16 protein-coding genes are annotated in these 19,977 nt (G+C 39.9%); 6 read left to right on the forward strand and 10 right to left on the reverse strand.

What is annotated here, in order from left to right; genetic code table 11:
- The first annotated feature begins 47 nt into the window (after positions 1-47).
- A complete protein-coding gene (locus ACOKFG_RS01360) occupies positions 48-3,188 on the forward strand; it encodes an ATP-binding protein (RefSeq protein WP_422861724.1) in 3,141 nt (1,046 codons plus the stop codon).
- A 52-nt stretch (positions 3,189-3,240) separates the two neighbouring features.
- Here ACOKFG_RS01360 and ACOKFG_RS01365 read toward each other — a convergent pair whose 3' ends face one another.
- The 5 genes from ACOKFG_RS01365 to ACOKFG_RS01385 all read right to left on the reverse strand — a co-directional run bounded on the left by ACOKFG_RS01365 (position 3,241) and on the right by ACOKFG_RS01385 (position 8,732).
- Positions 3,241-3,660, reverse strand: coding sequence for a PH domain-containing protein (locus tag ACOKFG_RS01365; protein WP_299170559.1), 420 nt, complete (start codon positions 3,658-3,660; stop codon positions 3,241-3,243).
- 40 nt (positions 3,661-3,700) lie between these two features.
- On the reverse strand, positions 3,701-5,896 hold the full coding sequence (locus tag ACOKFG_RS01370; protein ID WP_422861725.1) for a molybdopterin cofactor-binding domain-containing protein: 2,196 nt from the start codon (positions 5,894-5,896) through the stop codon (positions 3,701-3,703).
- The gene (locus tag ACOKFG_RS01375; protein ID WP_422861726.1) at positions 5,893-7,389 is read right to left on the reverse strand and encodes a CRTAC1 family protein; all 1,497 of its coding nucleotides are present in this window, start codon (positions 7,387-7,389) and stop codon (positions 5,893-5,895) included. Before ACOKFG_RS01375 ends, ACOKFG_RS01370 begins: the two co-directional genes overlap by 4 nt.
- Positions 7,386-7,850 carry a (2Fe-2S)-binding protein gene (locus ACOKFG_RS01380; RefSeq protein ID WP_422861727.1) on the reverse strand — a complete coding sequence of 155 codons (465 nt, stop codon included), beginning with the start codon at positions 7,848-7,850 and terminating at the stop codon, positions 7,386-7,388. The genes ACOKFG_RS01375 and ACOKFG_RS01380 overlap by 4 nt, the downstream gene beginning before the upstream one ends.
- A 126-nt stretch (positions 7,851-7,976) precedes the next feature.
- Positions 7,977-8,732, reverse strand: coding sequence for a LytTR family DNA-binding domain-containing protein (locus ACOKFG_RS01385; protein WP_422861728.1), 756 nt, complete (start codon positions 8,730-8,732; stop codon positions 7,977-7,979).
- Between the two features lie 117 nt (positions 8,733-8,849).
- Between ACOKFG_RS01385 and ACOKFG_RS01390 the strand changes: the two genes are divergently transcribed.
- Genes ACOKFG_RS01390 through ACOKFG_RS01405 form a run of 4 tightly spaced genes read left to right on the forward strand, consistent with a single transcriptional unit; the run spans position 8,850 to position 11,272 of the window.
- Positions 8,850-9,689, forward strand: a complete 840-nt coding sequence (locus tag ACOKFG_RS01390; protein ID WP_299487389.1) for a methylated-DNA--[protein]-cysteine S-methyltransferase — start codon at positions 8,850-8,852, stop codon at positions 9,687-9,689.
- A complete protein-coding gene (locus ACOKFG_RS01395; RefSeq protein WP_422861729.1) occupies positions 9,689-10,402 on the forward strand; it encodes a 2OG-Fe(II) oxygenase in 714 nt (237 codons plus the stop codon). Before ACOKFG_RS01390 ends, ACOKFG_RS01395 begins: the two co-directional genes overlap by 1 nt.
- A 1-nt stretch (position 10,403) precedes the next feature.
- Complete coding sequence (locus tag ACOKFG_RS01400; protein WP_422862174.1) at positions 10,404-10,661, forward strand: Ada metal-binding domain-containing protein; 258 nt, start codon at positions 10,404-10,406, stop codon at positions 10,659-10,661.
- An 11-nt stretch (positions 10,662-10,672) separates the two neighbouring features.
- Positions 10,673-11,272: a GNAT family N-acetyltransferase gene (locus tag ACOKFG_RS01405; RefSeq protein ID WP_422861730.1), complete on the forward strand. Its 600-nt coding sequence runs from the start codon at positions 10,673-10,675 to the stop codon at positions 11,270-11,272.
- A gap of 13 nt (positions 11,273-11,285) precedes the next feature.
- On the opposite strand, the gene ACOKFG_RS01410 is transcribed toward ACOKFG_RS01405, so the two are convergent.
- The 5 genes from ACOKFG_RS01410 to ACOKFG_RS01430 form a co-directional block, all read right to left on the reverse strand.
- Positions 11,286-12,422: a glycerate kinase gene (locus tag ACOKFG_RS01410; protein ID WP_422861731.1), complete on the reverse strand. Its 1,137-nt coding sequence runs from the start codon at positions 12,420-12,422 to the stop codon at positions 11,286-11,288.
- A gap of 10 nt (positions 12,423-12,432) precedes the next feature.
- Complete coding sequence (locus ACOKFG_RS01415; RefSeq protein ID WP_422861732.1) at positions 12,433-14,037, reverse strand: sodium:solute symporter; 1,605 nt, start codon at positions 14,035-14,037, stop codon at positions 12,433-12,435.
- On the reverse strand, positions 14,034-14,630 hold the full coding sequence (locus ACOKFG_RS01420) for a GNAT family N-acetyltransferase (protein ID WP_299170574.1): 597 nt from the start codon (positions 14,628-14,630) through the stop codon (positions 14,034-14,036). Before ACOKFG_RS01420 ends, ACOKFG_RS01415 begins: the two co-directional genes overlap by 4 nt.
- An 8-nt stretch (positions 14,631-14,638) precedes the next feature.
- On the reverse strand, positions 14,639-15,955 hold the full coding sequence (locus ACOKFG_RS01425; RefSeq protein WP_422861733.1) for an MGH1-like glycoside hydrolase domain-containing protein: 1,317 nt from the start codon (positions 15,953-15,955) through the stop codon (positions 14,639-14,641).
- 85 nt (positions 15,956-16,040) lie between these two features.
- Positions 16,041-18,707 (reverse strand): TonB-dependent receptor, encoded by a 2,667-nt coding sequence (locus ACOKFG_RS01430; protein ID WP_422861734.1) that lies wholly within the window; start codon positions 18,705-18,707, stop codon positions 16,041-16,043.
- A gap of 186 nt (positions 18,708-18,893) precedes the next feature.
- Here ACOKFG_RS01430 and ACOKFG_RS01435 point away from each other — a divergent pair, with 186 nt between their 5' ends.
- Complete coding sequence (locus tag ACOKFG_RS01435) at positions 18,894-19,916, forward strand: LacI family DNA-binding transcriptional regulator (RefSeq protein ID WP_299487382.1); 1,023 nt, start codon at positions 18,894-18,896, stop codon at positions 19,914-19,916.
- The last annotated feature ends 61 nt before the right edge of the window (positions 19,917-19,977 follow it).

The raw sequence follows: 19,977 nt of genomic DNA on the forward strand, positions 1-19,977 counted from the left end.
ATATAACCATTATCTTAGTAGAAGTACCTGCAACCTATCTAATCGATATGAGAAAGCTCATCCTTTTTGGCTTTGTCTGCATTAATTGTTGGGTTACGAATGCCCAACTCAGAACACAAATTGATAGCCTTACCCTTTTGCTGGAAAATAAGCGTGAACAAGATACCATAGCGGTTAATCTACTCTTGGACATAGCCAATACCTACCGTGGCGTAAGCTTGGACACTTCTTACCTATATGCTAAAAGAGCCTTTAGCCTAGCCTCAAATATTTCCTATGATTATGGGATGGCCTCCGCTGATAAGATCAAAGGAACTTATTTCCTTTACACAGGTGTAATGGATAGCAGCGTCTTTTATTATGAAAATGGGCAGAAGTTGTTCCAAAAATTGGGGGATTTGGACGGTGTCCACGACATCAACTACAATTTAGGGCTGTTGCATTCATCCATTTCTGAATATGACAAAGCCATTTCATATTATCAAAAAGACTTTACCTATAGAAATCAGATTGGTGATACCTTAGGCATTGCAGATGGCTACCTGAACATGGGGGCGGTTTATCTTTATAAGGGAGATAATCAGGAAGCTTACAAAAACCTTACTGCATCAATCCCATATTTTGAACATGCAGGCGACCAGTTATCCGTTGCTAAAGTAAACTTCAACCTTGGAACCATTCAGTGGAACTTCAGCAATTATGACTTGGCCTTAAAAGATTTCTTTGCATCACTTGCAATCTTTGAGCAAGAGGAAGATCGGTATTTGTTGGCCAGTTGTTTTGAAAACATTGCCGGGGTCTATGAAAATATGGAGAACTATAAAAGTGCCCTTAAATATTATCGGGCTTCTTTACATAACAGCGAAGAAGTGGGAGATGCTAGACTCACAGCTTCTAACCATCATAGCTTAGGCGTGGTTATGGACAAGTACGGGCAGCGAGATTCTGCTTTGTATTATTTTGATAAGAGCCTTCAGCTTTCGGAAGAAAGCAATTTTAGGGATTTGTTGAGTTTAAATTATCACAGTTTGGGAGTTTTGCACGGTAAGGAAAATGCTTCGAAAGGCATTGAATTCCTAAACAAAAGCATTTCCTTGAAAAAATCAATTGAGCTTGACAATTTCAACATAGCCACTTCTTTGTATGAACTGGGAACTATACAAGCGGACCAAAATCAATTAGTCAAAGCAAGAAAAAGTTTGGAGGAGGGGTGGAAGGTATCCCGACTTACGGATTCCAAAGAAATTAAAAGCAAGCTATCGTTCGCCTTATATAAGCTAAGCAAAAACATGGGCAATCAACCCCGTGCTCTTTCCTATTTGGAGGAATATCATCAGCTAAAGGATAGCATTTTTGATGATGAGGCCAACAAGAATTTAGTGGCCAGGGAAATACAATATGAAAGCGCTAAAAAAGACCAGCAAATAGAGTTATTGACCAAGGAACAGGAATTGAAACAAGCTGAAGTCACGGCCAAAGAAGCATTACTAAAGCAAAACACGACCCAAAGAAATCTACTCCTGGCCGGGATAGCTTCTGTCCTAATAATCTCAATACTACTTTTTAGAAATTATTTAGTGAAACTACGAGCAAAGGAAATAGTAAACAAAAAGCAACGAGAATTTGTAAACCTACGGTCCCGTTTTTTCGCCAATGTTTCCCATGAGTTCCGGACTCCATTAACCTTGATTTTAGGTCCATTAAAAGACTTGTTGTCATCCACTAAAGAAAATCAAGAGCACCAGGAAAGCTATGAACTTATGAAAAGGAATAGTGAAAAGTTATTGGGCCTTGTAAACCAATTATTGGATCTCGCCAAATTGGAGGCTGGCGCATTGCCACTGCAGGTTAGGGAAGATGACATTAAGACATTTTTAAAGACCGTAACAACTTCCTTTAGTTCTTGGGCCGATTATCAAAATATTACATTCAATGTGGCTATCACAGACGAAATTGGCAGGGCTTGGTTTGATGGTGATGCGTTGGAGAAAATCCTCAACAATCTATTGGCAAACGCTTTTAAATTCACTCAAAAAAATGGCAGCGTTTATTTTGACGCTATGATGATAAAAGGGAATAAAGCTGAGGGAGAATCCCTAAAAATTGTGGTGAAGGATAATGGGAAAGGAATTGCAAGTTCCGATTTGGATAAGGTTTTTGATCGATTCTATCAAGCACAAGAATCCCAAACTGAAGCAAAAGCGGGAACAGGTATCGGATTGGCATTGGTTAAAGAACTCACAGAACTGCATCATGGCAACATCGCTGTTGAAAGCGAAGAGGCGAAGGGCACAACTTTTACCTTGACCCTTCCGATTTCAAAAGAACAATTCAAAAAAGGAGAAATATACTCCCCGTTATCTGAACAGCCATCAATTGCAAAGAATCCATTTCCATCTAGAACATCAAAAAGTCCGAAGATGGATGAAACAGTTAAAAAAGACCTCCCGCTCCTCCTAATAGTTGAAGACAATGATGATGTTAGATCCTACATCAAAAAAAATCTGATAAGTGCTTATACTATCGAAGAGGCTACTAATGGGGTTGATGGTTTTAATATGGCCCAAAAAGTTGTTCCTGATCTTATAATCAGTGACGTTATGATGCCGGATATGGATGGGCTTTCACTTTGCAAAAAACTAAAGGTGGACCAAAAAACAAGCCATATTCCCGTTATTTTGCTCACCGCCCTGGCCTCTCAAGCTTCAAAAGTGGAAGGAATTGAAACTGGGGCAGATGATTATATTATTAAACCTTTTGATAAGAAAGAGCTAATAGCACGTGTAAAAAATCTTATTGACCAACGACAGCAATTAAGGGAAAAGTATAGTCGGCAGCTCACTTTGGAACCAAAGGTTCTTGCCATTACATCAGCAGATGAGCGTTTCTTGGATAAAATAATTAAGATATTGGAAAAACGATTGGATGATTCCGCCTTTGGGGTTGAGGATCTCGCCAAGGAAACAGCAATGAGCCGTACGCAATTGTTCAGAAAGATGAGGGCTTTGCTCAATCAATCCCCTCAGGATTTTATTCGAGATTTTCGACTTAAAAGAGCAGCTCAATTATTAGAAAGTAAAGCAGGAAATATATCGGAAATTGCCTATCAGGTGGGCTTCAATAACCTTTCATATTTTACCAAAAGATTTAAGGAGTTGTTTGGCAAAACACCATCTGAGTATAGTTAACATTGATGGAATGTATCCGTACTTAATCAAAAGAAATTCCAAGTGCCAGGTCTTATTTCCGGTTCAACTTGTAATTCACTTCTATATCCGGATTAATTCGAGTAAGTTCTCTAATAAAACCTTCTTTGTCTTTTGGTGAAACCAAAATGCTGCCGTGCTTTTTGTAGATAATATTAAGTCTATCCAGTGATGCCGCTGGGGAACTGATCCAGCTATTGCTTTTGCTTATCATTTTGATCTCAGGTATATCAATCTTCTTCATGATTAAAAAGCCAATTCGAATAACCAAAGTGTTTCCTTTTACAGTATAGTAAATCGAAAAAAATACATACAGTACGAATACTAAAACAGTTAAATTAATGGAAAACACAACCCAGTTTCCATTAGAAATAAGTGGAATAGTGCCAGCTATCAAACTGGCCAAAACAAAAATCAATAAACCGTAACTAATCTTCGAGGGATATCTCTTCATTGGTGTCGATGCTTTCTTAAAGATACCCCAAAAAGTAAACTCAAGCATCAAAATTACCAACTACGGGCAATTTCCGAATGCGTTGCCCCGTTGCGGCAAAAATGGCATTGGTCAATGCCGGAATCGCTGGAGGTAAGGGCGGTTCTCCCAAACCTCGTGGTGGCAGGTCGTTTTTAATGAACTCAATGTTCATTTCAGGCACTTCATTTATCCGCATCCATCGATAATCATGAAAATTGGATTGTTCGGTAGCTCCATCTTTAAATGTGATTTCGCCAAACATGGCAGCACAAAGTCCTTCTAAAATAGCGCCTTCAACCTGCGCTTTAGCCCCTGATGGGTTCACCACGATTCCACAATCAACAACGGCATCCACACTCAGAATTTTAACTTCGTTCTTTTGTGATACCTCAACCGTTACCACTTCTGCAATAAAAGACCCTGACATTTTACGCGCTGCAAAACCTCTTCCCTGCCCTTTGGGCAATGATGAACCCCAGCCACAATTCTCTCTAACCTTTTCTATCACCCTTATGAATCGTTCATTGTCAAATTCATATTCACCAACAACCGGCACCATTCGTGCTGGACCAATGAATTTCAAGAAATAATCGATGGGGTCCATATTGTTTTTGAATGCTAGTTCATCCAGAAAACTTTGAATAGGGAATGCATTTGCTCCAGGTGCCACCGCACGCCATTGCCCTAAAGGCACATCGCTTAAAACATGGCCGTATTCAAAGCGTAGATTGGGGACAAATCCTGCTGGAAACTCATACTCATCGATTTCTGTACCTGCGGGTTTACCTTCACGACCTAAAGATGTTTTGCGGGAGGCATTGGACAAAATATGCTGCCATCCCGTAACCATTCCATCACTGTCGAGCGTGGCTGATAATTTTTGCATACTTCCAGGGCGATACCAATCGTGCCGTATATCTTCTTCACGCGTCCAGGTCAGTTTGACCGGCTTCCCAATTTCTTTCGATACTATTGCCGCATCCATGGCATAATCCACATAATATCGTCTCCCAAATGCCCCACCACTTCGTGGTAGATGAATTTTTATCTGTTCGGGTTTAAGGTCAAAAAGCTTGGTTAGACCTTCTTGCAGGGCCTCTGGGTTCTGTGTTGGTGCCCAAACTTCACAAAAACCATTCTGGAAATCCACCGTGCAGTTCATAGGTTCCATAGTTGCATGGGCTAAAAAAGGGACTTCGTATACCCTTTCCAAAGTAGAAGCGGCCTCTCTTTTGGCTAAGGTAAAATTACCGTCTTCCCTTTCTATGGAAGTGTTGGAGAGCTGGGCTCGGAAACGGTCAAATATTTCATCGGTGTTTTCATTTCGGGATTCCGAATTATCCCAAACCACTTTTAGTTTTTCCGCTCCCTTAAATGCTGCCCACGTCGAATTGGCAATAACCGCCACACCGTTTACAAAGTTTGGGCTATTGGACCCAATGAGTCTTCCGCCATATTTCTTATTATCCAGTTCTATTACTTCGATTACTCCATCCACAGCTTTTGCCTCGGTGGAATCAAACTCTGCGATACCACCATCGAATACCGGGTTCTTTCGCACCGTGGCATATACCATCCCGGGTCGCTTAATGTCAATTCCGTATTCCATCCGTCCGGAAACCATCTTATCTAAATCGACTTGAGGTATGGGCTGACCTACTATATCATATGAATCAATGGGTTTGAATTCAACTTCTTCGGGCAGCTGTACCTTCGATGCTTGCTCCACCAAATCTCCAAACGGAATGGATTTACCTGAACTTTGGTGAATCACCTCCCCATTTTTGCTTACAAGTTCTGTAGTGGGTACATTAAGTTTTTGGGAAGCAGCCGCGATAAGGGCAAACCTTACTTTGGCGCCAGCGGTTCGCATCAAATCCCAATTCAAAATAATGGCATAGCTTCCACCAGCCCATTGCTCGTCATATAGGGTATTAAAATCCCCTTGCATCACCTTTACTTTTTTCCAATCCGCCCCTAATTCCTCGGCCAAAATCATTGGCAGTGAGGTTTTGACTCCCTGACCGACCTCTGGATTTTTTGCAATCAGCGTCACCAATCCTTCAGTGTCTATGGTAACCAGCGGTAAAAATTCAAAATCTTCCGCTGGTATTTTTTCAGTCTTGCACGATTGAAAATGTATCCCAACCACAAGCGCCCCACTGGCAGATGCCGTTAGTTTGATGAAATTTCTTCTTCCAAGTGTATTTTTCATTGCCCTCCCTGTTTAATTTGCTTGCCCTCTATTGCCTGATATATCCGATTACCGTCAAGATTTATTGCTTCTTGCTTTACGCCATTAGGCCAAATGATTTCAACCTTTGCTATTTTCTTTGTCCCTAACCCAAAATGGATTTCTGGAGCATTTTCACTTCCATAACCTGTTTCTCGAATAAGGTATCTTGTTTGAACAGCTCCATCGGAAGTAGTAAGTTTAATCCAAGTGCCTATTCCGTAACTGTTGGATTCTATTCCAGAGAGTTGAAAAACAACCCAATTATCTCCTTTTTTTTGATTGATATAACAGTCGTTAGGTTCTGCCTCGCCTCCCCAATTGCAAACGAATAAATCCAGGTATCCATCTCGGTTTATATCCCCAGAAGCGGTTCCAGCGGAAATATGTCCATCAACTGCTGGGAGTGCATTGTAAATCATTTTAAAAGAATGGTTAGGTATACCTGCAAAAAGAAAATTTTGGATTTCTGGATACCCTTCCGTTCCGTTAGCCACGTAAAGATCTAGTTGGCCATCATTATTAAAATCCCCCCAGGTTTGTCCTTTTGATGGTCGTCTTACCTCATAAGCAATCCCGCTATCTGTCATTTTTTCAAAAACACCAGATCCAGAGTTTTGATACAATGCATTTTCATCAGAAACAGAGACATTGGTCACGTAAATATCCAAGTCCATATCGTAATCATAATCCACAAAGGAAACCCCATAGGAAGCATTTAGTTCTTCTACCAAAACTCCTTTGGTCTGTTCCGTAAATTCTCCTTTAGCCGAACCCCAATACAGGTAGTTTCTGTGCTTTCCGGTGAATTTCCCGTTGCTTTTAACCACAAAATTGGTCACATAGAGATCTGGGTATCCATCTCCATTGAGATCACCCCAAGCGCATGCTCTTCCATCCCCTTTGTTGTCCTTCCATGGCCCAGAATTCTTCTTTTTGAATGTTCCGCCTCCATTATTTACATAAAGAATATCGTCTTCACCATCCCGATTTATTACAAAAACATCCATGTCACCATCCAAATCATAGTCGCACCAACAAGCTCCCGGAGAGTTGGTATCATCGGAGGTCAAATCACCTGCTGTTCCAACTGAAAAATTTCCTTCTCCATTGTTTAGATAAAGAAGGTTCGGAACTCCAAATTGTGTAGTGAAAAAGATATCAAGATCTTGGTCATTATCCACGTCTGCGGTGTGAACGGATTCGCTCCAGGCTTGGACCTTGTTTTCCGCAATCGGGGTTCTACTAAATTTGTTTCCGTCATTAAATAGTATTGTATTTCCCAATAGCAAGGTTGAATCCACCTGATTGGCGACAATAATGTCTAGGAAGCCATTTCCGTCCAAATCGGCAATGGCAACTCCTCTTGAGCCTTGTTCCGGTGCAGCTAAGTCCGAACTTTTAAAGGAAAAATCCTGAGCTGCCAACTTAGCGGCACAAAAAATCAAGATGAAAAAGAGGGTCAGACGCATCATCCATTTATTTTATTGGATGCTGACTTTACCGCTTTTTTAATGCGTTCGTAAGTGCCACATCTGCAAATATTACCTGAAAGTGCCGTATTTATTTCGTCATCGTTGGGACTAGAATTTTTGGAAAGTAAAGCATACGTACTCATAATCTGACCAGATTGGCAATATCCGCATTGCGGGACATCTAGTTCCATCCAAGCTTGTTGAACGGGATGGTCATTGTTTGCTGAAATTCCCTCAATAGTCGTGATGTTTCCTTGGACAGCAGATTCCACTGTTAGCGAACAGGACCTAACGGGATTTCCGTTGAACAATACTGTGCAGGCACCGCATAGACCTTGTCCACACCCATACTTGGTTCCTGTTAAGTCCAAAATATCGCGCAACACCCAGAGTATTGGTGTGTCCGCGTCAGCAAATATTTCCTTTTTTTCAGAATTTACCGTTATCGAATAAGAGGGCATATTTTTTCCGTTTTTTGATTTTGACTGAAGAATTTGATGGATAATTCCAACACCTAAACTTACCCAATACCATAGAAGCAAACTGAGTTTTGCAGTAAACGGACCTGTTTTTGTCAGCGAATGGACTTAATATGTTCTGTCCTTAAAAAAGTGTGTGATGTCCTTAATAAAACTTTTGCTCACCCGACGCTTGGTCCCATCTTTCATAATAACCTCAAGGGTGCTTCCATTACCTCTAGCAAGTTCTGATACGAAGTCAACATTAATAATGGTAGATCTATGAATCTTTTTGAAGGTATCTCCAGGAAGTATGTCATGGAATGATTTCAGTGGCTTACGCATCAGAAAAACCCCTTCTGTTGTAAACAATTTGGTATAATAATTTTCCGCTGCCAACCAGTGAATCTGTGATGGTTCACAAAAGTGTTTTTTGCCGCCCCTTGTCAGTTCGAAAAGCAAAGTAGAAGCCATTTTTTCTTCTTTATTCCACCAAAGCTTGTCAATCACGAACCATAAAATCCCGAAATCGATTAAGGTCCAAAACACAAAAAAATATCGGTACACCCCAAACTTGGAACCAGGTAAGTCCAAATATGGACTTATGGTCGAACTCAGATTAAAAAACCAGCCAAAATGCAGTGCAATCCATAGGAACCCTATGCCAACAACAAGCGCTCTTCCATATGAGATTTTCCTAAACTTTTCAACTAGAGTCTTGAACATTAAAAACATCAAAATCCAGGGTATCCAAATAAGTGCTTGCCATGATATTACATGCAATAATGTTACTTGATCTCGGGTGGCATATTCCCTCCAATAGATCAATATGCCCAAAACAATGGCAATTGTGGTCAATAGTGCCAAAAAGTTCTTAGTCTTCATGCTATATTAGTGCAACATTGGATTTACTTGGCTATTTTTTGATGGATGTCAAGATAGCAAGAATCGGGTTTTGAACGAAGGAAGTTGGCAATACTTTTGGAAAACAAATTATATGTTATGGAAAGTCAAGAAGACATAAATTACAAACGAATTGCCAAGGCCATTGCCCATATCAATGCCAATTTTAAGGAACAACCTTCTTTGGATGAAATTGCCGAAAAGGTACATCTAAGCCCATATCATTTTCAACGTATGTTTACGGAGTGGGCAGGTATCAGTCCTAAAAAATTTCTGCAATACATAAGCGTCCAGCATGCAAAAAAGATTTTGGGAGAGCATAATGCAACCCTTTTTGATGCTGCCATCGATACTGGATTGTCAGGTACAAGTCGTTTGCACGATTTGTTCATTTCTATAGAAGGAATGACACCAGGAGAATTTAAAAATGATGGAGAAAATCTGAACATCAATTACAGTTACGCGCAAAGTCCATTTGGACTTATTGTTATTGCTTCAACCCCAAAAGGGGTATGTTATATTTCATTTACAGAGGACGAGGAAAAAGGATTGTATGAGTTAAAAACTCAATTTCCCAGAGCGGAGTATCACCAAAGGGTTGATCAAATGCAAGCCAATGCACTCATGGTTTTCGGGAAGGATTGGAGCCAGGTTTCCGACATCAAATTGCATTTAAAGGGAACGGATTTTCAGTTAAAGGTATGGGAGTCATTGCTTAAAATTCCTAAAGGGAACCTCACTACTTATGGAAAAATTGCCAAGATGATTGACAAGCCGAAAGCTTCTAGAGCTGTTGGGACGGCAATTGGTAGTAATCCTATTGCCTACTTAATACCATGTCATAGGGTTATCCAATCCTCTGGAGGGTTTGGTGGCTATCGTTGGGACAGTATTCGTAAGACGGCTATTATTGGATGGGAAGCAGCACACGTCGAATAATGGAGAATCTTGAAAGAAAACTAGCTGAAATACCTTGGGAAGGTGTTCAGCAGGAATTACACGAACAAGGCTACTCCGTCATTGAAAATATATTGGATAACGAAAGTTGCAGTGAGTTCATCAAAGCATATGAGAATCCCAAATTGTATCGAAAGGTTGTTGATATGGAACGGTTCCGATTTGGAAAAGGGAGGTACAAATATTTTCAATATCCTTTACCTGATTTAATTCATCAACTGCGAACCTGTATTTACCCAAAATTAGTGCCAGTGTCCAACCAATGGATGCGTAATTTGAGAATAGATATTTCTTTTCCGTCCACATTGGCCGAACTTCGAGCCGCTTGCGCTGGCAATGGGCAACATTTGGCCACGCCTCTAATCTTAAAATATGGAGCAGGAGGATTCAATACTTTGCATCAGGATTTGTATGGGGAAGTCTATTTTCCTATCCAGGCTGTATTTTTTTTAAATGAAAGTGATGTGGATTATACCGGAGGCGAGTTTGTCCTAACACAACAAATTCCGAGAGCTCAATCGCAAGCCATTGTTCTCCGGCCCAAAAAAGGATCTATGTTGTTATTTACCACTAATTATAGACCTATTCAAGGTAAAAGAGGGTATTACAGAGTGGCTATGAAACATGGGGTCAGCAAAGTTCATTCAGGGGAACGCAACACTTTGGGAATCATTTTTCATGATGCCACTTCTTAATATGAATTCGCACCAAGAGTTGACCTCATCTGAGCTTTTTCTAGCTCTAAAACATCAAAAAATACGATGGGCCGGTAATAAGAAGTTAAAAATATATGGGCTGCTACATTGCAAATCGGGCAAACGAATGAAAGTAGCAAACCGTGTTTTCTTCGGTTCAGAAGAAGAAGCTTTACAAGAAGGATACAGACCTTGCGGGCATTGTATCCGAACAAAATATACAGTTTGGAAAGACAATAAAGTTATCTTTGGAGACTAAAATCGATTGGCATGCAAACTTGGTTGAACCCAATAGTTCTGGAAGGAAACTTGGTCAGACTAATTCCCATGGAAACCTCCCACATTCAGGCTTTATTAGAAGCAGCATCTGATGGCAACCTATGGGAGTTGTGGTATACTTCCGTTCCTTCCAAGGATACAGTAGAAACTTATGTAAAGGCAGTTTTAGATGAGCAAAGGGCCAGTTTGGCACTTCCATTTGTTGTGGTTGAAAAAGCAACCGGTGACATTGTGGGAACATCTCGATACCTCAATGTTGATGCTGCAAATAAACGAGTAGAAATTGGTGCCACTTGGTACGCCAAGCGTACCCAACGAACGGGCATCAATACGGAATGTAAATATCTCTTGCTATCTCATGCTTTTGAAACGCTTAACACTATAGCTGTGGAGTTTAGAACACATTTTCATAACCATCCATCTCGAAATGCCATTTTAAGACTAGGTGCCAAACAAGAGGGAATTATACGAAATCATCGAATTGACCATAATGGACTTATACGAGATACTGTGATTTTTTCCATTTTAGACAACGAATGGCCACCCGTAAAAAAGTCGTTGGAATTTAAAATGAGAAAATCCTATAAATAGGGCCTTCCAGCAGCTACTTTTGTGCTTGTTTTAGAAGTTTGGCAAAATTATAGCCCGCCAGTTCCAAGTTTTGAGAGCTGTTCTGCTTCGCCTCATCTAAAGTTCCAATTTCATTTAGTATTGAAGTAACATATTGCAATCCCATAGCTTCCATCTCATCTAAAGAAACTGAAACCGACCCGCAGAGCGCAGCTACGGGAATTTTCCTTGCCTTGGCTGATTGCAGTACACCATCAATAGTCTTTCCGGAAAGGGTTTGACCATCTAGTTGCCCTTCACCGGTGATAATCCAATCTGCACCGTCAATGGCAGCATCAAAATCTGCCATTTCTTTTATTAAATCTATCCCCGAAGCCAATTCCGCATTTAAAAAGACCTTTGTTCCCGCTCCCATTCCACCTGCAGCTCCGGCACCAGGAATATCCTGAACAGCTATCCCAAATTGCCTATGAACAACCTTGGCAAAATGCTGCAATCCTTTATCCAAAAAAACAACTTCCTCAGGGGAAGCTCCTTTTTGGGGTGCATAGACATAAGCCGCGCCATCTTTTCCGTAGAACGGGTTGTTCACATCACAGGCGACTTTGATTTTAATATTTTCAAGCTCCGGAAGTACGTTTGAATCATCAATTTTGGCTACTTGGGCCAAGTTTTCGCCTATTGGTGAAAGTTGATTTCCTTTTTCATCTAAAAATTGATATCCCAAGGCAGAGGCCATTCCCATTCCAGTATCATTTGTAGCGCTTCCGCCAATACCCAAAACAATTTCTTTGACTCCTTGTTCTATGGCATGGGCAATTAATTGCCCCAACCCAAAAGAGGTGGTGTTCATGCAGTTCAGTTCACTTTTAGTCAAGAGTTTATAGCCAGAGGCTTCCGACATTTCAATAAATGCTATTTTCTTTTCTTTTGAAATAAGGTATCCTGATTCAATATTCCGAAAGAGCGGGTCTTTGACCATCACCTCAACTTTGGAAGCTTGTAAATAATGTTGTACCACTTGCATTGTTCCATCGCCACCATCAGCCAAAGGCATATGCTTGATTTCTGCATTTGGAAACACTCTGCGTATACCTTTTGCAACAATTTCGCAGAACTGTTGACCTGTTAATGACCCTTTGTATTTATCCGGAGCTAGGACAAACTTCATTTAGTTGTTTTTAGGAAAGCATATCTGGAAGCATTATGCTCAGTATGACTATTAACACAAAGAAAGCCATTAAAACAATAACTTCTTTTTTGGATGCGGAATATACCACCTCTAACCCTTCGTTGGCCTTTCTTTTGATCAAACTACTAATAAACATCGCAACCCCAATGGTAACCAAACATCCTATGGCATTCCACCAAAACCAAAACACTTGGGGAACATAAAGCCATAAATACATGTTGAACAATACTCCTACAATTATTCCAATATTTGCTCCCAGGGCGTGTGTTTTCTTGGTCAAGATTGCCAAAATAAAAACAGCTAATATGGGACCATAAAAAACAGAGCTGATCTTATTGATAACCTCTATTACCGTGCCCTCGATATTTCCTGCGAAAAAGGCAAAGAGTAGACAAACCACTCCCCAAAAAAGAGAGAAGAGTCTGGAAGTAAACACATACTTTTTGTTTTCCATATTAGGTTTGAACCGCTTAACAAAATCCTCCATCGTAACTGCTGAAAGGGAATTCACAGTAGAACTCAGAGAAGACATAGCTGCCGACATAATAGCTACAATAAGGATTCCTATAATCCCATTGGGCAAATAATTAATAATAAAAACTGGAACCATTAAATCTGCTTTTTTACCTTCTAAAGAACTTATGTTGGCCTGATATACAGAATCCATTAAGTTTTGAAAGCCTACATCTTGAAGTAGTAAGGTCCCCAGTACCAATCCCATGATACAATAGGTTAATGTTAATGGAAATCGAAAAAGTCCATTCGCGAGCAGCAGTTTCTTTATGGTGGGCATTCCCTTTGCAGATAATAACCTTTGGGATTGAGTTTGGTCCGTTCCATAATATGAAGCGTAAAGAAAAAATCCACCAATTACCATCGGCCAAAATCCAAACTCATCATTCTTATCCGCATTGTTAAAACCCCATTTGCTAAAATCGACAGCCGTTATGCGGTCTTTGTCAACATGCGTCAGAAAATTTTCAAAACCTCCCAACTCACTAATGCCATATATTAAACATATCACAATGCCGAGAAAGAGTATGATCATCTGGATTACATCTCCCCAAATGACAGCTTTCATTCCTCCCTGAAAGGAATATACCAAGGTAATTGCTCCGATTATTAAAACTGATATCCAAAAATCAATTTGCGTGGTAGCTTGAAGAATTAATGCCATGGTATAAACCATAACCCCTGTAGCCACGGAACGACTTATTTGAAAAACAAAACTAATGAGCAAGCGTGAAGAGGCATCAAATCTTTTTTCCAAATATTCATAGACACTGACTATTCCAGATTTGTACAAGGTAGGTATCAAGGCAACCATAAGAAATGCCATGGCCAAAGGAACTCCAAACTCATATGTGAGCCATTGTAACCCACCGCCTTCTTTCAACCCAACAAATGCTGGAGCGGAAATAAAACTAATGGCTGATAATTGAGTGGCCATTGTCGATAGACTCAAAGGCAACCATCCCATACTCCTACCTCCCAAAAAATAATCTCCAGAGCTATTATTTTCCTTGAAGAAATAACCAATTCCCAAGAATCCTATGAGATAAGTTACAATGATGATATAGTCTATATAATTCATAATTTATTTTTTAAGTCTCTTTTTGCGTAATCATTCCATTCTTGTTTAAGGATCCCTAATAAAATGGCATCTGACCTCCCCTTTCCATGGATGGATGGGAAAAGATTGCGAACCACACCTTCCTTTTTACAACCCACACTTTCCATTGCAGCCAAGCTCACCTCATTTTCGGCATGGGCTCCAAGCCCTACTCTTTCGACTCCAATACGTTCAAAAGCAAACTCAAATACCAAGTACTTACAGTTTTTGTTTAGACCGGTACCCCTATAATCTTGTCCGTACCAAGTGTATCCCAGTCTTATGGTGTTGAGCTCTTGTTGGTAATCGAAAAAGCGGGTGCTACCTGCATAATCATTTTTGTTTTTGTCAAAAACTGCAAAGGGATATTCTCGTTGCTCCTTTCTTCCTTCAATCGCCCGATGTATATAGTTCCCGAAGTCCTTGCTGCCACCAGAGGCTCCTAAAAAATAGGTCCATAGGTTTTCTTCCTTCGAAATATCCTCTAAAAGAGAAATATGTCTTTCATTCAAAGGTTCTAACCTTACTCTGCTATTTTCCAGCACATAGTCTTCGGTGAAATCGAGCTGCATCATCTTAAATATTAAGGCTTGTCTTTTAAAAGGTCAATAAGCAATGCCGCGCTCCAGGAAAAATTATCCCCCCCATATCCATTTTTTTCTTCATCGGGATTGTTCTTTCTAGAGTCAAAGTATTCAAAAAAGCCATGGTTTTCTATCAAGTCTATGGAATCTCTCTTTATCCTATCCGCCACGTCATTATATCCATATCTTTTTAGTCCATGGTATAGCATCCAGTTCAAATTAATCCAAACAGGTCCTCTCCAATATTTTCTTGGATTGAACTTTTCATGCGTAGGATCAAAGGATGCACATAAGTATCTATCTGCATCTCCAAATTTGTGAAGCATGGTCTTTACTACAATATCGGCTTGCGGCTTGCTTGGCGCTCCTGAAAAAAGCGGCGCAAAGGATGATGATGAGACATACGGTATTTGTCTGTTGTTCCTAGCGTCAAAATGTAGATAAGCACCCATCTCGGAATTAAAGAGTTTTGAGTTTAAACTTTGAATGCTTTTTTCCTGCATTGACTGGAGGTACGCTATCTTTTCATTACTTCCATTTATTTGCTTATACAGTTTAATAAGTGCTTCATTGGATCGTATCAAGACAGCATTAAAAAGTGGATCTAAAACCACGAAAGGCGAATGCTCCGCTATTTTGGAATCGTCATAGTTGTATTTTTTTGCTATATCTATGAGGTATAAATAATGGTCATATTCCCTTTTTGAAGGTCTTTGAGCAGGATCAACATGTGTAGTATCCCTTCGTTCAAAAGTGTATTCGGGCGGATCCATAGTAGACCAGATATCATCCCACATTGGCGAGTTATCTGTTCCGGATTCCCAATTGTGATAGATATACACCAAGCCTTCATCTTGCCAATTCCTATTTTCATAAAAATAGCGATGGTTTTCAAAAACCTTATCGATATTTTCCTTGACAAAATCCAACATATCATCACTCTCTTCGGAAATTTGTAGAAGTCTTTCCAAAATAAACCCTGTTACGGGAGGCTGGGTCATTCCGGTGGAGCGATATTTTTTTGATGATTTTGGATGCAATTCGGATTGATGAAAATCGGGTCCTGGAAAATAGGTGTCACTTTCTGTATGAAAAATGATATGGGGTATAAAGCCATTTTCCCATTGTGCATCCAAAAGGGTTTCAATTTCTTTTTTAGCCTTCTTCACATCGTAATGGGCAAAACCAATGGCAATAAATCCTGAATCCCATTTCCATTGAAACGGGTATAGTCCCTTACTGGGAATTGTAAAGCCTTCTTTTTGAAAGTTGTTCTCCAAAACTTCAATGGCCTTATGTATCAACTGTTCTTTCATAGATAAAATATAAAAACATATTGACGGCCTTCAGCCGCCAATATGCTGCATGAACTTAAACCTAACTTAAACTATTTTTTAATCATTAAAAATTGAACGTTGCAGTCAAGAAAACTCGTCTAGGCAAAATTGGTCTTCCAAAGAAAAATTCTCCATCCGCAGATTGACCGGCAATTCCAGCTCTTGGGTTACCCTCTGTCAGTCCTTCACTGTCGAATAAGTTAAAAACGGAAAAGCCCAATCTTACCGAGTTTACGTCTTCTGTCCTGAAAGTATATCCTGCTCCTAAGCGGGCAATGGTTATCGCATCCAATTCCACATTATTACCATCATCCGTAAATTTACTTCCGGTATGATTCAAGGTAAAGTTTGCATCAAAACTGCTATCATCAAAATTCAATCCTAGACTTCCCAGAAAGTTGGGCTGTCTTCCAATTTCATTCCCTTCGTTTATTGTTGAAACCTGTCCGTTGGTCAAATCAGTTGTTTCATTTTTGGTAATCTCATGATTTTGATATGTTGCAGTTCCTCGAAGGCTCCAATTATCATCAAATCTATAATTACCAGTCGCCTCCAGACCTAAAGTCCTGGTAGTTTGTTCGCTTCGGCCCTGATCCACCAACTGTCCTCCAACAATGGCTTGATCAATTCGAATTCGATCTTTTAATGTCACATAGTATCCCGCTACTGATCCTGAAAATGAAGATGTCCCAAACTTTAAACCACCTTCACCTTGAAGAATAGTTTCGGCCTCATAATTTGATTCACGGATACCAGGTGTTGGTGCAAACCCTCTTTGTTGTGGAAAGAAGAAGCCTCGAGAAAAGTTTGCGTACAAATTGGTCGATTCAGTCAGTTCATACAATCCTGCAAGTGAAACAGCCCAGTCGGTGGCGTTTATTTCCGCAGTTGTAAAACTACCATCCGCGAAACGTACATTTCTTAACTCGGGCGTAAGCTCAGGATCAGTGTATACTTCAGTTTCTTCCAATCCTCCATTATTAAATGTTCCCGTGGTGGATTCAATCCGTAACCCAACATCAAAACGCCATCTGTCAAAAACCATTTCATCAGTAAGGTAGAATGCTGTTCTGCTTTGGGTTAAAAATCTGTTGGAAGTCATTCCAATACGATTGTAAATACCTCCATCAGAGAAGATAACATTGGCGCCTGTTCCATCTGTATAACTTAAATTGACGAGACGTGGATTATTATTAAACTCTGACAAAACTCTATATTGATAATTCACATCTTCTGCTTCCGTTCTGGACAAAAAGCTACCAACTGTATAGGTATGATTCCCGTTAGGTGATTTATAAATAAGGTTTACTTCTCCCGAGTAGTCTGTCATTGGACGTAAACGGTCAATGTGTAGGTTTTCAACAACCAAGTCACCACCATTAATTTGATCTCCACTTCCACCTTGATATGTGGCATTAAAACCTTGATTTCCCGGTGCAATCTCAGAAATATAGTTGTTTAAGGTAATCGGGTTTCCAAAATCTCCATTTCCACCAACATAAAGTGCAAAATCATGTTTGTAATTGGCATATCTAATTTTTGATTTAAACCTTAAATCATCGGTAAAACTATATAGGAACTCTCCCATTACATACCCCCCTTGTGTAGCCACTCCGTCTTCTATTGGGCTTTTGTAAACCCCTCCTGGAGTAAGAAATGATGTTTCCGCCAATTCTCCCGATAATAGTTGTTCCACGTCCTCTCCATCATTTCCTGCCAAACGGGTTCTAGACCCTCCTTCTAATGGTAATGGTAAAAAGAACTGTGCCTTGTCATCTATAAATTGACCGTGTAACGTGAATGACCCTTTGTCAAACCGTTTTTTGATATTCCCCCTAAATTGGACACCTCTTGTATCCAATCCTGTTTCTATGGGGCCATCATCCTTTCTTACGAAACCAGTAAATGCATAGAATGTATTGGAATCTTCTCCTCCCAGTTTACCGCCGGTGTAGAAGTCGGTTTTTAATCTTCCGCGACTTCCCCATTCAACATTAATTACGCTTCCTGGATTGGTATCTCCAGTTTTACTTGTGTAGTTTATGATACCCGCAACGGATCCTGCTCCATATAACACAGCGGCACCACCACGCACAAATTCAACTCCCTTAAAGCCAATATCGGGTCTCGCATACACATCATGTGCCGAGGAGTTTAATCCAAAGGTGCTCATCAATGGCATGCCATCATATTGCAATGGATTAAAAACATATTGCCCTCCTGAGGGAAGTCCCCTTACAAACAAGTTTGTAGCCGTTTCACCACCACCACCTTCAGCGGTGATTCCGGGCACATCTCTTAAAATATCGGCTTGACTATTTGCTGAGAGCTTGGTTATTTCAGCAATTTTCTTAGAGCTAATGGACAACGGTGCTTGTTTCTGTGACCTAAATGTGCTGGACGCCGTAATCACAACTTCGTCCAATTGTTGGCCACTTTCTTGCAGTACTATATCCAAATTGCCCGAGGCGCCACTCAAATCAATTGTTTCTTCCACTGCGGTAAACCCAATAAACGAGATTCGAATGGTTTGATTTCCCGTTAAATCAGTCGCTAATAAAAAGTTGCCGTCAAAATCAGAGGTTGTTCCCTCCGCTGTGCCCAATATCAAAACATTGGCTCCCAGAATGGGAATCCCTGAAGCGTCTTTAACACTTCCTGTTATTTCTGTTTGTGCGAAAGCCGTACCTGAGAAAAATAAGGCCGCAATCGCGATTAAAAAGTTTCTCATAATCATTGAGTTGTTAATACTATTTTTTTGAATTAGATTGAGGTATTCATGAATAATGAGCTAAATTTATTTGAATATCCAAATGATTTGAAGATTTAATTGTCAATTTGATATGCAAACGTTTGCGGAAACGTTTGCAATTTAAAGTAATCGATTTATCAATCTTGAATTTTACCTTTATCATCGATGAAAAAGAAGCGGAACATTACCCTAAAGGAATTGGCCAGAGATTTAAGTCTTTCAATATCAACGGTATCAAGGGCATTGAATGATCATCCAGATATCAGTAGTGATACGAAAGAAAAAGTTCAGCAATTGGCTAACAAGCATAATTATGTCCCCAATCTTTTTGCGAGCGGTTTTCGCAGTCAGCGAACCCACATTTTGGGTGTAATTGTCCCTAACATCTCACACTACTTTACGACTACAATTTTAAAAGGCATATTGGATGAAGGAGAAAATTTAGGATATAGGGTCATTATTTCAGAATCCCAAAATGATGACAAAAAACAATCGGAGATGCTAAAAACCATGATACAATTCGGTGTGGACGGTATCCTTTTGGCCCTATCACGAAGAACAAAATCAATAAATGATATCATTCAAATTGCAAACAGAATCCCCCTGGTAATGTTCGATAAGGTCTCAGGAAAAATTCCATGTACCCAGGTTGTAATTAACGAGGAAGAAGCAGCCTATAATGCCGTGGAACACCTTATAAACACTGGAAAAAAAAGGATAGCTATAATAAAGGAAACTGAACAATCCTACAATTCCAAAAAAAGGTTTCAAGGATATCTTCGGGCTTTGGAAGAACATGGTATTCCTGTGGATGAAAAAATAATTTTAAGTACTGAGGACATTTCAATGACCAAAGGGAGAAGGATGGCCAATGTGCTATTGAGCTTAAAAAAACGTCCGGACGCCATTTTTGCTATTACAGACAGTGCGGCAATAGGAGTAATTAAAGCCTTAAACAAGTTTAAAATAAAAATCCCTGATGAAATTGCGGTTGTCGGTTTTAGCAACTCTGCCAGTTCCACCATAATTACCCCGCCCTTATCTACCGTTGATCAACCTGGCAATAAAATAGGTCGCACCGCTGTCAAATCTCTTATCGATGAGATTGAAAACCCGAAAGATGATTTGATGACAAAAACCATAGAACTAAAAACCAACCTAATAGTTAGGGACTCTTCCTTTAGGTAAAATACAGGGGATGATAAAACGGCATACGTTTTGCTTCCACTTTCAAAGTAATTACCTTTAA

The organism is Flagellimonas rhodophyticola, assembly GCF_049332665.1.
Lineage (GTDB): Bacteria > Bacteroidota > Bacteroidia > Flavobacteriales > Flavobacteriaceae > Flagellimonas.